Source organism: Streptomyces sp. NPDC058683, assembly GCF_042716195.1.
In the GTDB taxonomy this organism is placed as follows: domain Bacteria; phylum Actinomycetota; class Actinomycetes; order Streptomycetales; family Streptomycetaceae; genus Streptomyces.
Map to the genome: position 1 here is coordinate 107,847 of NZ_JBHXSK010000039.1, position 13,377 is coordinate 121,223.

A 13,377-nucleotide genomic window follows, 5' to 3' on the forward strand; every position below is an offset into this window, starting at 1 on the left:
TCAGCCGTTGCTGGTACCGGGAATCGCCTTGATCCGGATCTCGTCCCTGCCGGTGAGGGACACGAACTCCTTGCCCTTGACCTTGACCATGTAGGTGCAGTTGCCGGGGAACTGCTGCTGGGTGTCGGCGAAGGTGGAGTAGTTGACCGGGCAGGTCAGCCCGCCGTGGTCGTCGCTGGTCACCTTCCGCAGCGCGGCGATGAAGCCCTTGCCCGAGGTGTCCTTCGCCGCGGCGGCGGCCTTGAGGCCCGTGACCGCGGTGTCCGCGGTGAACCAGCCCCACTCGTGGCTGGCCGACGGGTACGGCTTGGTCCAGTTCGCGTATGTCTTCAGCGCGTTCATCATGCGGGTGACGCCGGGGGTCTTCAGCGAGGCGGGGGTGTAGCCGGCGGCCATGTCGATGCCCTGTGCCGCGGTGACGGACTCGGCGGAGTCGAACAGTTCCTGGCCGTACCCGCCCTGCACGAAGGAGGCCTTCAGCGTGACTCCGGCGTTCTTCAGTGCGGTGAACAGCGAAAGGCTGTCCCCGACCTGCATCTGGGTGCCGACCACGTCGCAGCCCGCGTTCTTGATCGACAGGGCGATCGCGCTGAAGTTGGCCTGGCCCGGGTCGAAGGAGAAGTTGGTGTAGGGCACCGGCATGCCGGAGGCCTTCACCGATCCGGCCATCGCCTTGCCGTTGGAGACCGTGGAGGGGGAGTTGTAGCCGATCCCGCAGTACTTCGTGCCGCCCTGCTGCTTGAAGAACTCGGGGATTCCCGTGTAGTTGGGGAAGTTGTTGTCCGAACTGCCGAACGCGGCGAAGATGTTCGTGTTCTTGGGGTCGCCGCACTCCGGGCCGTCGATGCAGTCGCCGACCACCGGGATGTTCTTCTGCACCGCGTAGCGGTACGAACCGAAGAAGAAGGCGCCCGCCGCGAGCACGATGTCCGCGTGGTCCTGCTCCGACAGGCGCTGCAGCGCCGCCAGTGACGTCTGCGGGCTGACGCCCTCGTCCTCGCTCACGACCTTGAGCGTGACGCCGGGGATCTCGTGCGTGGCGTTGGCGAGTTCGATCCGCGCCTTGGCCGCGTCCACGGTCTTCTGTCCGAACGAGGACGCGGCCGGGCCGTTCAGCGGGGTCAGTACCCCGATCGTGATGGTGTCGGACCCGGACTTGCCGTCCACGGCGTCCGCGCCGGAACCACAGGCCGAGAGTGAGGCCGAGAGCGTGGCCGCGACGGCCAGGCCTGCGAGGGAGTTGCGGTAAAGGCTCATCGTTGAGCACCTTTCGCTGGCGTCCAGAGGGAGAACAGCGCGGAATGGTTTCTCCACTGCGACGGCGCGGGTCCGCCCCGGAGGCAGGGCTGTCGGTCCGTGCGTGGCACTTCCGGTCCGCACGGGCAGCGTCTGCCTGTGCTTCACCAGGAGGCGTCTGCGGCGTGGCTGCGCAGACGGGAATCAGCTTCGATCAGCCGATATTCACTACTAGAGTAGGTAGGTGCAGGGGAAGCTAGCACCGGGCCCAGGGGGTGTCAACGACTCGGAAGGACCAGGCGACGGCAGGGTGTCGCCCCGGTCCGCGCGCGACTCCGCAGCGCCGACGACGGCACGGTGAGCGGGGAGGCGTCCAGCCGGCGGCGCGGACCTCCCGGCTCCGCGTCAACGCGGGCGCCGTCGGGGCGGGGTGAGGCGGGGCAGGGAGGAGAGCGGTCACCCTCGCGCCGGGCGAGGGGACCGTGACCTGGGACGGCACACAGCCGAAGGGCCGGCGAACCAGCGGAACGGAGGGTCGCAGGGCTGGAGTCAGCCCGACCCTGGAGACGTGAAAGGGCCCGCACGGCACAGGCTTCCCGCCTGGTCGTGCGGGCCGGGCCGCACCCAGCGGCGGGCCGGCCCTCCCCCGCGCGCCCGTATGCGGAGATCCTGGCGCCGCCGGTCCGCCCCGTGGGCGTCCGCGGGCGGCGCGGCCGGTCTACTCGGCCGTGTCGAACTCGATCGGCAGGTACTCGTGGGTCAGCACGATGCCGGTGGCCGACTTGACCTGCTCGCCGGCGGGCACGCGGATACGGGTGACGCGCCTGAACAACTCCTGGAAGCCGATCTCGATCTGCAGACGGGCGAAGTGCAGTCCGATACACCGGTGCGGCCCGAGACCGAACGCGGCGTGCGGATTGCGCCCGCGGTCGAAGCGCAGCTCGGCCGGGTCCTCGAAGCGGGTCTCGTCACGGTTCGCCGAGGCGTAGTGGATGGCCACCCGGTCACCGGCGTGCAGGGGACAGCCCCCGACCTCGGTGTCCCGGGTCACGGTCCTGGCCATGAAGGTGATGGGCGACTCGAGGCGCAGGAACTCGTCGAGGTCGCCCTTGACCCAGTCGGGATTCCTCAGGCGGCTCTCCAGTGCCGGTTCGTCGGCGAGATGCCTGACGATGTTCCCGAGGGCGGCCTTGGTGGTGTCGAGGCCGCCCGTGAACAGGATCGTGGTGGCACCGACCCGTTCCTCCATGGTGAGCGGCCGGCCCTGGACCGTCGCCCGGATGATCGCGGACAGCACGTCGTCGCGCTCGCTGCCGGACTCGGCCCGCTCGTGCAGCAGTTCCTCCGCCAGCGCGGCGAGTTCGAAGAAGGCCTCGTGCCGGCCCTCGCTGCTGATCTCCGTGGCCAGGCGGATGGCCCGGGCGAGGCGCTCCTCGTTGTCGTCGTCGAGGATCACCTTCGCCAGGTTGCCCGAGGTGAACGGGACCGCGAACTCGGTCATGAACTCGAACCGCCCCTTGGGAACGAGTTCGTCGAGCAATTCGCGGGCGTGCTGGCGGATGTCGTCCTCGTAGCGGGCGAGGAACGACCGGGACAGATACGGGTTGAGCGCCCTTCGGTACTCGAGATGGTTCGGCGGGTCCTCCGTCAGCGGCGGCTGCGGGATCGGCACACCGCGCAGCCCGGCCTGCACCGAGCTGAAGGTGGCCGCGTCCTCGAGTACGGCCCGCACGTCGTCGTAGCGCGTGACGATGTGGTACCCGTCGTCGGCATCCGTCTTCACCACAGGACAGGACGAGCGCGCGTAGGACAGGACCTCCCACAGACGCTCGCTGTGCACCGGATCGAAAAGGTCGAAGTGCGCGGCGAGTTCATCGACCGGAATCTTCTCATTGTCCAGGCTGGTCATGTCGACCTCCGTCGAGGCGGCCCAGGGCGCCGTCCAGGTGCGGGCGGCAGAAGGGAAGGGAACCCTCGGCGCGCGGCCGGGGCGACGCGCCAATCATCCGGAAACTACACACGGGGTAGTACCTCCGCAAGTAGTGAGGCAAAAGACGTCAGTCGGCCGGGCCGGCCGCCGCACGGATCGCCATCTCGGGGCAGTTGTCGACCGCCGCGGCGACGTCGGCCGCGTGCTCGGGGCCGGGCTCGGGCACCAGGACGACACCCAGCCCCTCGTCGCTGACGTCGAACAGCGCGGAACTGATCAGAGCGCAGCGGCCGTGCCCCTGGCACCGCTGCGGGTCTATCGACAAGGCCATCACGAGCTCCGAAAGGTAGGCGACACCGGCACGCCGGGCGCGACTGGCGCATGCGGCGGACCAGCGGCCCGCCTGGCGACCGCACCCGTGCCGCGCGGTCGTTCCCGCACCCGCCGACAGAGCCGAACGACCATCGACAGGGACAGTTATGCATGCAGAATGACGTGGCCACACCATCCGGGGGACGTCCTCGCGCGATCGTGCGGCTCACCCCCACGCTACGCAGATCTCAAGGTCGGCGCCATGTTCTGGCGTGGATGATCTCCGAGGCGAACGGAACTCCTGCGCGATCCTTGACGGATCGGCGAAGAGCGATCTAGCGTTTCGGGCGTGTAAAACTGCACACATTTTTCTTCTCTGTACGTGATCCCGTGCCTCAGCCGACGCCTGCTCGACACGTAAGGAGTCAACCCGTGACGATGCACATCGACGTCACCGCCGCACCGGTTCCCGAATTCATCGCCGGACCCGGCGCCAGGCCGATGCTGATCGACGGTGACTGGACCGGTGCACAGTCGGGTGAGACGTTCGAGACGATCAATCCGGCGACCGGAACGGCCCTGACCTCCGTGGCCTCGGGCGGAGCGTCCGACGTCGACCGGGCCGTGAGCGCCGCCCGCCGTGCCTTCGAGGACCGGTCCTGGCCGGACCTGAACCCGCACGAGCGGACCATGGTCCTGCTGCGCATCGCCGACGCGATCGACGCCCATGCCGAAGAACTGGCCACCCTCGAGACGCTCGACGGCGGAATCCCGATCACGTTGACCCGCGGCATGGTCGCCGACGCGGCGAAGACCTTCCGCTACTACGCCGGCTGGCCGACGAAGATGACCGGCACGGTCAACCCGGTCGATGCCTCGGTGCACTGCTACACCGTGCGGGAACCCGTCGGCGTCTGCGCGGGAATCATCCCGTGGAACGGTCCGATCACGATGGCGGCCTGGAAGATCGCCCCCGCGCTCGCGTGCGGCAACACGGTCGTCCTGAAGCCGGCCGAGCAGACGCCGCTGACCGCGCTGCGGCTCGCGGAGATCATCACGGAGACGGGTCTGCCCCGCGGGGTCCTCAACGTCGTCACCGGCTTCGGTCACACCGCTGGCGCCGCGATCGCCGCCCACCCGGGTGTCGACAAGGTGTCGTTCACCGGCTCGACGGCCACCGGCAAGGCGATCCTGCAGGCCTCGCAGGGCAACCTCAAGAGGGTCACGCTGGAGCTGGGCGGCAAGTCACCGCACATCATCATGCCCGACGCGGACATCCCGGCGGCGGCACGGGCCGCCGCCGCCGGGTTCGCCATGCTCACCGGGCAGGTCTGCGTCGCGGGCACCCGCATCCTCGTCCACGAGGCCGTGCACGACGAGTTCTCCGAGGAACTGGCCAAGGCCCTCGAGCAGTTCCGGGTCGGCGATCCGCTCGCGGAGGACACGGTGCTGGGCCCCGTCGTCTCCGCCCAGCAGTTCGAACGGGTCACCTCCTATGTCGCCATCGGCCGCGAGCAGGGCGCCGAGGTCGCGATCGGCGGCGGGGAGTACGACGCACCCGGCTACTTCGTGCAGCCGACGGTCTTCACCGGTGTCGACAACAGCATGCGCCTGGCCCGAGAGGAGATCTTCGGCCCGGTCGCCGCACTCCTGACCTTCCGGGACGTGGACGAGGCCGTGAGCATCGCGAACGACACCGACTACGGACTGGCCGCCGCGGTCGCCACGTCCAGCGTGTCCACCGCGCACAGCGTGGCCCGCAGGCTGCGGGCCGGCGTGGTCTGGGTGAACACGTACTCGGAACTGGATCTCACCTTCCCGTTCGGCGGCTTCAAGCAGTCCGGCATCGGCCGCGAGCTGGGCGAGAAGTCACTCGACAACTTCACCGAGCTGAAGTCGGTCTTCATCCGGCTCTAGCCGGGGCGACACGCCCCCGCGGCCGTCCTCGCTTCACCCACGTCACCTCGAAGGAGAGGCCAAAGTGTCTACGCGTACCCGAGCCGCCGTGTGCTGGGAAGTCGGCCGCCCCTGGGAGATAGTCGACTGCACCCTCCCCGATCCCCGAGCGGGCGAGGTCCTCGTGAAACTGGAGTACGCCGGGCTGTGCCACAGCGACGATCACAACGTGACCGGTGACTTCCCCGCCAATCTGCCTGTGGTCGGGGGCCACGAGGGCGCGGGCGTCGTCGTGGCCGTCGGCGCGGGCGTCGACCGGGTCGCCGTCGGCGACCCGGTGATGCTGCTGCCCCTGCCCACGTGCGGCGCGTGCCGCTACTGCGCGGACGGACGCACACACCTGTGCGACAGGAACCTCGACGTCATGACCGGCGCCCGCGCGGACGGCACGTTCGCGTTCACCACCTCCGACGGCCGTGAGATCGGGGCGTACGGCCAGCTCGGCACCTTCTCCGAATACACCCTGGTGCAGGAGATCCGCGTCCAGCGCTACGAGCGCGACATCCCCGCGCAGGTCGCGGCGGTGACCAGCTGCGGGGTCATCACCGGATACGGCTCGGCGGTCCGCGCCGCCGGCATCCGGGACGGCGACACCGTGGTCGTCGTCGGCACCGGCGGGGTCGGGATGAGCGCGGTGATGGGCGCGGCCGTCTCGGGCGCCGCGAACATCGTGGCGGTGGACCCGGTCGCGTTCAAGCGGGAGCAGGCACTGAAGTTCGGTGCCTCCCACACCGCGGAGAGCGTCGAGGAGGCGCAGGGCATCGTCTCCGAGCTGACCCGCAACCGGATGGCCGACGCCGCGATCATCACGGTGGGGGTGCTGTACGGCTCCATGATCGGGCCCGTGAGCCGTCTGGTGAGCAAGGGAGGCAACGTCGTCGTCACGTCCGTCGCCCCTGTCACCGAGGACACGGTGAGTCTGCCGCTGGTCGAGTTCGCCATGTCGGCGAAGAACCTGATCGGCGTGGTGATGGGACTGACCCGCCCGCTCGCCGACATCGAGCGGATCTACGCCCTCTACCGGGCCGGACGGCTGCCGCTCGACGGCCTCGTCACCCGCACCTACGAACTCGACGACATCAACCGCGGTTACGAGGACATGCACAAGGGCCTGAACCTCCGAGGCGTCCTCGCCTTCTGAGTTCCGGGCGGCGCGGTCGCCGACGGCGCTCCGGCTCCGGACGTCCGCCGCGGCATCCAGGAAACCGCGAGGTCCTGGTGCCGCAGCTCGTCGTCGGCATGGTCAGGGCTTTCCGGCGGTCTCTGCGGCCGTGACCGGCGCCGCCGAGACCGTGGTCTCCGCGGTCGGCGTCTCCCGCCGGATCGTCACCAGCGCGACCACCGCGCAGACGGCCGCGACGACGGCTCCGATGCGCAGGATGTGATTGAGGCCGGAGGCGGTGGCCGCCCGGGCCGCCTCGACGACGGTTCGCCGCAGCGGGCCGGGGACGCCGGCCGCGGCCTGGGCGCCGGCGCCGGAGCCGACCGCCTCGGAGAGTGCGGCGATCGTGTCGTGCGGCAGGGGCACCGAGGCCAGTTGACCGCTGGTCGCGTCGGTGACCCGCCGTTGGAAGACCGAACCGAGCACGGCCACACCGGTGGCCAGGCCGATCTGGCGCATGGTGTTCACCATGCCGGTCGCCGTACCGGCCCGGGAGGGCTCGGCCAGGGAGAGGGCCGCGTTGGAGGTCGCGGCGCTCCCCGCGCCCAGCCCGATTCCGGCGACGACGAACCCGGCGACCAGCTCGGTCCATCGTGAGTCGGCGTCGAGGCGAGCGGTCAGTCCCAGCCCGGCCGCCGTCAGCAGGAGACTCCCGCCGACGGTCAGGCGCGGCGGGACGCGGTCGGCCAGTGCCGCCGTGACCGGCGCGGCCACGAAGGAGGCGATCGTGAGGGGCAGGAAGCGCAGGCCCGTGGCCGACGGCCCGTAGCCCAGGGTGTTCGCGACATACAGGGCCGTGTAGTTCATGGCCGCGACGAGCGTGGCCATCATGGCGAACACGGCCACCGCGACGCCCAGGAAGGACGGCTGGGCGAACAGGCGCAGGTCGAGCATGGGCTCGCCCGCACGCGACTCCCGCACGAACAGGGCCGCCAGCAGGATCGCCGCCGCCACGAACAGCGTGAGGATCGGCGCGGACGCCCAGCCCTCGTCATTGCCGCGGATGACCGCCAGCATCAGCGCGAACAGGCCCGCGGTGAGAAGTACGGCCCCCGGGACGTCGGTTCCGCGGGTGGCGGCACCGTGGGACTCCCGCAGCCGCAGCCGGCCCGCGGCCAGGGTCGCCAGCCCGATCGGCACGTTGATCAGGAAGATCCAGCGCCAGCCCGGACCCTGGACGAGGTAACCGCCGACGAGCGGGCCCACCGCGGTGGCGGCGGCCATGGTGGCGCCGAACGCGCCGATCGCACCGGCCCGCTCCCGTGCCTGCGGGAACGCCTCGCCGAGCAGCGGCAGCGCCACCCCGAACAGCAGGGCGCCACCGGCCCCTTGCCCGGCACGCATGATGTCGAGCGACAGGGACGACCAGGCCAGCGCGCAGCCGAGCGAGCCCGCGGTGAACAGGGTCATCCCGGCCAGGAAGACCCGGCGCCGGCCGATGCGGTCGCCCAGGGTGCCCGCGGTGAGCAGGAGTCCGGCGAGCGGAACCGTGTAGGCGTCGACGACCCACTGCAGGGAGCCCAGGTCGGAGTGGAAGTCCGTCTGGATGCTGCTGAGGGCCACGAAGACCACGGTGAGGTCGAGGAGGAGCATGAACGTCGCCGTGCAGACCACGGCGAGAGTCCAGCGTTTGACGTTCCAGGCGGGGGGAGGGTGGGACATGGCGGTCTCGTATCTTCCGTTTCCACGAACGCGCGGGATCGCTCCGCGGGGAGCCGGGACGGACAGGGTTTCTCCGGGCCGCAAGAGCCCGGGCTCGACGCCCGCGGGCGCGCGGGCCGCGGTGGCTAGGGGGTCTCTGCCGCCTGTCGCGGGTTCTGCCGGAGCGCGTAGAGGGCGATGCACAGCTCCGTGATCCCGTGCGGTTCGGAGGTCGAACGGCCGGTGTACTCGGTGATCCGGCGGAAGCGCTGGCGCACGGTGTTCGGATGGCAGTACATGCGTCTGGCCGTCTCCTCGGTCGAGCCCCCACAGGCCAGCCAGGTCTCCAAGGTGTCGAGCAGCACGTCCCGTTCGGCCGGCGGGAGCGGGTCGAGCGGGCCGAAGACGTTGCGCGCCAGACGCTGGGAGATCTCGGGCGCGGCCGCCGCGGCGACCGCCACCAGACTGTCGTCGAACACGGTGACCGCACAGCCGCCCGCACGCCCGCCCTGCATGGCGATCTTCGCGTACCACAGGCTCGTCCCGGTGTCGTACAGGTCCTCGTAGGCGGGACTGACGCCGGTCCTGCTGACCGCCTCGCCCTCCAGTACCTCGACGAGCTGGTCGTACTGCCCGGCCGTGGCGAGCTGGACGATGCCGACGTGGGTGTCCGGGCGCAGATGCCACACCGAGTGGATGCCGCTTGCACGCAGGGCCTGTTCCGTCCGCACGAGCGGGTGGCGCCCGAACGACGTCACCTCCGCCGCCACGACCGCGAACCTGCCGTACCGCGGCATGCGCAGGACGCCGATGGCCGCCAGGAGAGTGCCGGCATCGAGGCTCCGATTGGTCAACAGGGCTTCGAGCAGCGCGGAACGCTCCTGCTCCGCGTTCCGGAGCAGTTCGGTGGTGGCCTCGCGGTGGCCGGCGATCGTCGACTCGATCAGCGCGTCCTGGACGGCCCAGATCGAGGACACCGCCGTGACCAGACCTTCGTGGTCGACCAGGCCGGTGGTGGTCGCCTCGGCGATGAGCAGCTCCCAGACGAACCTGATACCCGACCGGTAGCTGGCGATCAGGGTGGTCTCCGGCACGTTCTGCCTGGCGCGCCTGCGCCCGGTGTCGGTGCCCAGCGAGGGGTCGAGCGGCGCCTGGCCGGCCAGCGCGCGCAGCACATTGCGCAACTCGACCCGGCAGGACTCGCGCAGTTCCTCCAGCGGGACGCAGTTGCCGCCGTGGTCGCTGGCCTCGGACCGGATGCGCTCGGCCATGGCGTCACCGAGTGCACCGACTCGCTCCAGGAGACCCGCCACGAGCTTGGCGAGACCCTCGGCGGATTCGTCCGTCACCTTCGCACCTCAGTCCTGCCTGCCGTCCCGGCCCCGGCCGGTCGCCGATCGCCGTGTCCAGGATGATCGCCCGCACGGCCGGCTGTCGATGTGCCCGGCAACAGGCTCGCCGCGCCCGCGCAGTGGATTCCCACTCCGGTCCGGGTTCCGGCGGCGCGGGCTTCCACCCTGCCGTGCGACCGTTGACAAGACTTGCTTTACAAAGCAAATATAAGCCTCCTAGTCTCTCGCCTGAGCGTCACACGACCCGGTGTGACGCCCGTTGCCATGGAGGTATCGAGGCGATGTACGACAACGACGAGACCGCCCGGCACTGGATCGGCGGGCAGTGGCGGAGCTCGGCCACCGTCTCCACGTCGCACAACCCGGCGAACGGCGCGGTCGTGGGCACGTACGCGGACGGCGGACGCGCGGAGGCGGAGGCGGCGGTGACCGCGGCCCGCCACGCCTTCGCCTCGACCGCCTGGCCGACGGACCGGAACCTGCGCCGCAGGGCGCTGACCGAGATGGCGGCCGCTTTCGAGGCACACGCGGACGAACTGGCCCAGCTCCTCACCGCGGAGAACGGCAAGCTGCTGCGCGAGGCCCGCCTGGAGGCCGGGTCCGCCGCCGGCGCGCTGACCTACGCGATCGCCAACCTGATCACCGACACCGGGACGTTCGCACAGACCGACTCGAACACCTGGTTCAGCAGCCTGCCCGAGCCGCTCGGGGTCGTGGCGGTCATCGTGCCGTGGCACTCGCCGGTCGCCCTGTTCCTGCGGGCGCTGGGCCCCGCCCTGGCCGCGGGCAACACCGTCGTGGTGAAGCTGCCGGGCCAGACGGCTCTGACCAACGCGCTGATGGCACGGATCATCTCCCAAGTGCCCTCGCTTCCGGCCGGGGTGGTCAACATGTTCACCGAGTCGGGCAACAGCGGCGCTCCGTACCTGGCCGCCTCTCCCGACGTGGACGCGGTCAGCTACACCGGCAGCACCGCGATCGGCCGGCTGGTCGTCGCCACCGGCGCGGTCACCCTGAAACGGATGACCGTGGAGCTGAGCGGCAGGACCCCCATGGTTCTGTTCGAGGACGCCGACCTCGACCACGCGCTGCCCCTGCTCACCCTGGCCCTCACGCTGGGGGCCGGGCAGCTCTGCACGGCCGGCAGCCGCATCCTCGTCCACCGCTCCCTCGCCGACCAGGTCCGCGAACGCCTCGGCGCCGCCCTCGAATCGGTCGTCGTCGGTCCCGGAGACGACGAACGCTCCCGGATGGGCCCGCTCATCGACCAGAACGCGGTACAGCGGGTCGACCACCTCGTCGAGGAGTCCCTGGCGCACGGCGGCAAGGCGATCGTGCGCGGCGGCCCGGTCACCGACGGCCCCCTCGCCGCGGGCGCGTTCTACCGTCCCAGCCTGATCGAGGTCACCGACCCCGACGCCGACCTGGTGCACGAGGAGATCTTCGCCCCGGTCGCCACCTTCGAGGTCTTCGACGACGAGGCCGAGGCGGTGGAGCGTGCGAACGCGACCCAGTACGGCCTGGCCGCCGCCGTCTTCACCCGCGACGGCGACCGCGCCCGGCGGGTCAGCCGCGCGATCCGGGCGGGCACCGTCTGGACCAACTCCTGGCACCTGCACGACGAGGGCTTCCCCGAGGGCGGCTTCAAGCAGAGCGGCATCGGCCGGCTGCGCGGACCGCTCTCCCTCGCCGAGTTCCAGGAGACCAAGACGTACGTCCATGTCACCCTGCCCGAAGCATTCTGAGCGCGGACATCCGCACGATGCCGGGCCGACAGTATTCATGTACGCGAACATCATGCACATGGGTGTACATGATTCGAGCGGGCATGCCAGACTCCTTCAACTCCCGTGCACCACATCCCAGTTGGAGAGGCAGGCAGTCATGTCCATCTCCCGGCGGGCCGTGCTGGCCACGGCAGGCGGCGCCGCGGCCGCCTACGCCAGCGCACCTCTGCCCGCACACGCCGAGGCCGGGCACGTGCCGGCCGCCACCACGCACGTCCTCAGAGCCGCCGCCGACTACGCGGTCGAGAAGGTCCGCACCGTCGCACCCGGCGTCACCGGCTTCCCGGTCTCGACGAAGTTCGAGAAGTGGACCTACTCCCAGAACGGCGACTGGGTCGGCGGGTTCTGGCCCGGCACCCTGTGGATGTGCTGGCTCCACACCGACGACGACCGGTTCCGCACCCTCGCCCTCGACTCCGCACGCAAACTCGCCCCCCGCCGCAACGACACCACCACCCACGACCTCGGCTTCCTGTTCACCCCCTCCTGGGTCACCGCCTGGCGCCTGACCGGAGACGACCAGTGGCGCACCGGCGCCATCCAGGCGGCCGACTCCCTCATCCGGCGCTACAACCCCCGCGGCCGGTTCCTGCGCGCCTGGGGCGCGCTGGACGACCCCGCCAACGCCGGGCGCATCATCATCGACACGATGATGAACCTCGACCTGCTCGTCTTCGCCACGCAGCAGACCGGCGACACCTCCTATCTCGACATCGCCGTCGCCCACGCCGAGACCGCCCAGCGCCTCTTCCCGCGGGCCGACGGTTCCACCCCGCACGTCTGGGACCTCGACCCGGCCACCGGCGCCCCCATCGGCCCCAACACCGTCCAGGGCTACAGCCCCACCTCCTGCTGGTCCCGTGGACAGGCCTGGGGGATCTACGGATTCACCACCCTCTACCGCCGCACCGCCGACACCCGGTTCCTCGCCACGGCGACGCGCCTGGCCGAGTACGCCATCGGCGTGCTCACCCCCGACCACGTCCCCGTCTGGGACTATCGGGCTCCCCAGCACCCCCATGACATCAAGGACGCGTCGGCCGGAGCCGTCATGGCCTGCGGGCTCCTCGACCTGGCCGCCGCGACCGGCCGCGAGAAGTACCGCGACGTCGCCCTGCGGCTGCTGACCGCACTCGCGGGGACCTGCCTGACCAGGGCTTCCACCCGAGCGGACGCCGTCGTCGCCCGCTGCACCCGCAACCGGCCGGCCGAGGACGGCATCGAGGTCTCCCTCCCCTACGCCGACTACTACCTCCTGGAAGGCATCCACCGGGTCCTCCACCCCCAGGCCCTCGACCGTGCCATCGACCTCACGATGCCCTGACCGACGGCGGAGGTGCGCTGACGCGCAATCGCGGCGTCCGGCCGCCGGGCCGGAACCGGGCGGCTTCCCGCAGTTCAGTGGCTGTTACATGGACCGCTGTCCGCCGCGCCGACGCGTGGTGAGATGATCACACCATGGGGACGGAAGAACTCGTTCGGCGCCGGACGCGCCGAGCCGTCACGCCGGCACCCGGCGTCCCAGACCACCGAGTCGACCTTCCGCACCCCGAAAGGGGAAGTACCGTGTCCGTGTTCCAGCGCATCCTCATCGCCGTCGATCCCAGCCCCGCCCGCCGCTCCGCCGTACGGCTGGCCGGCGAGCTGGCGCAGCTCACGAACGCCGAGGTCCGCGTCGTACACGTCATCGCCTCCGCCGCCTCCGTCGCGGCGATCGTCCCGCTGGAGGAGGACACCGAGGCCCAGGCCGTTCTGGACGAGGCGCTCGCCGCCCTCCGGGACAAGGGCATCAAGGCCGAGGGAACCCTCCTGAGGGGGCTCACCACCCAGGTCGCGGCCGCCATCTCGGAGACCGCCAAGGAGTTCGACGCCGATCTCATCGTGCTGAGCCCGCACCACCGCAGCGCCGCTCAGGCGCTGTTCGACCCGCGGGTCAGCGATGCCGTCGCGCACCACACCCACACCGCGATCCTGCTCGCCCCGGAGAGCCAGGACCAGGGC

General features: G+C 70.6%; 10 protein-coding genes. 5 read left to right on the top strand and 5 right to left on the bottom strand.

Going from position 1 to position 13,377, the window contains the following annotated elements:
• The 3 genes from ACFWXC_RS35800 to ACFWXC_RS35810 all read right to left on the bottom strand — a co-directional run bounded on the left by ACFWXC_RS35800 (nucleotide 1) and on the right by ACFWXC_RS35810 (nucleotide 3,497).
• The gene (locus tag ACFWXC_RS35800; protein ID WP_384485334.1) at nucleotides 1-1,257 is read right to left on the bottom strand and encodes an ABC transporter substrate-binding protein; all 1,257 of its coding nucleotides are present in this window, start codon (nucleotides 1,255-1,257) and stop codon (nucleotides 1-3) included.
• A gap of 697 nt (nucleotides 1,258-1,954) precedes the next feature.
• The gene (locus tag ACFWXC_RS35805) at nucleotides 1,955-3,145 is read right to left on the bottom strand and encodes a cytochrome P450 (RefSeq protein WP_384485336.1); all 1,191 of its coding nucleotides are present in this window, start codon (nucleotides 3,143-3,145) and stop codon (nucleotides 1,955-1,957) included.
• Between the two features lie 148 nt (nucleotides 3,146-3,293).
• The gene (locus ACFWXC_RS35810; protein ID WP_384485338.1) at nucleotides 3,294-3,497 is read right to left on the bottom strand and encodes a ferredoxin; all 204 of its coding nucleotides are present in this window, start codon (nucleotides 3,495-3,497) and stop codon (nucleotides 3,294-3,296) included.
• A gap of 419 nt (nucleotides 3,498-3,916) precedes the next feature.
• Here ACFWXC_RS35810 and ACFWXC_RS35815 point away from each other — a divergent pair, with 419 nt between their 5' ends.
• Both ACFWXC_RS35815 and ACFWXC_RS35820 read left to right on the top strand, forming a co-directional pair.
• Nucleotides 3,917-5,395: an aldehyde dehydrogenase family protein gene (locus ACFWXC_RS35815; protein WP_384485358.1), complete on the top strand. Its 1,479-nt coding sequence runs from the start codon at nucleotides 3,917-3,919 to the stop codon at nucleotides 5,393-5,395.
• Between the two features lie 64 nt (nucleotides 5,396-5,459).
• Nucleotides 5,460-6,575, top strand: coding sequence for an NDMA-dependent alcohol dehydrogenase (locus ACFWXC_RS35820; protein ID WP_384485340.1), 1,116 nt, complete (start codon nucleotides 5,460-5,462; stop codon nucleotides 6,573-6,575).
• Nucleotides 6,576-6,677: 102 nt separating this feature from the next.
• On the opposite strand, the gene ACFWXC_RS35825 is transcribed toward ACFWXC_RS35820, so the two are convergent.
• Both ACFWXC_RS35825 and ACFWXC_RS35830 read right to left on the bottom strand, forming a co-directional pair.
• Nucleotides 6,678-8,258 carry an MFS transporter gene (locus ACFWXC_RS35825; protein WP_384485342.1) on the bottom strand — a complete coding sequence of 527 codons (1,581 nt, stop codon included), beginning with the start codon at nucleotides 8,256-8,258 and terminating at the stop codon, nucleotides 6,678-6,680.
• A 125-nt stretch (nucleotides 8,259-8,383) separates the two neighbouring features.
• Nucleotides 8,384-9,586: a PucR family transcriptional regulator gene (locus ACFWXC_RS35830; protein WP_384485344.1), complete on the bottom strand. Its 1,203-nt coding sequence runs from the start codon at nucleotides 9,584-9,586 to the stop codon at nucleotides 8,384-8,386.
• Nucleotides 9,587-9,870: 284 nt separating this feature from the next.
• On the opposite strand from ACFWXC_RS35830, the gene ACFWXC_RS35835 reads away from it, so the two are divergent.
• The 3 genes from ACFWXC_RS35835 to ACFWXC_RS35845 all read left to right on the top strand — a co-directional run.
• A complete protein-coding gene (locus ACFWXC_RS35835; RefSeq protein WP_384485346.1) occupies nucleotides 9,871-11,334 on the top strand; it encodes an aldehyde dehydrogenase family protein in 1,464 nt (487 codons plus the stop codon).
• Between the two features lie 139 nt (nucleotides 11,335-11,473).
• Nucleotides 11,474-12,700: a glycoside hydrolase family 88 protein gene (locus ACFWXC_RS35840; protein WP_384485348.1), complete on the top strand. Its 1,227-nt coding sequence runs from the start codon at nucleotides 11,474-11,476 to the stop codon at nucleotides 12,698-12,700.
• A 242-nt stretch (nucleotides 12,701-12,942) separates the two neighbouring features.
• Nucleotides 12,943-13,377 (top strand): universal stress protein (locus ACFWXC_RS35845; protein ID WP_384485350.1); only part of this gene is annotated, 435 nt, incomplete at its 3' end.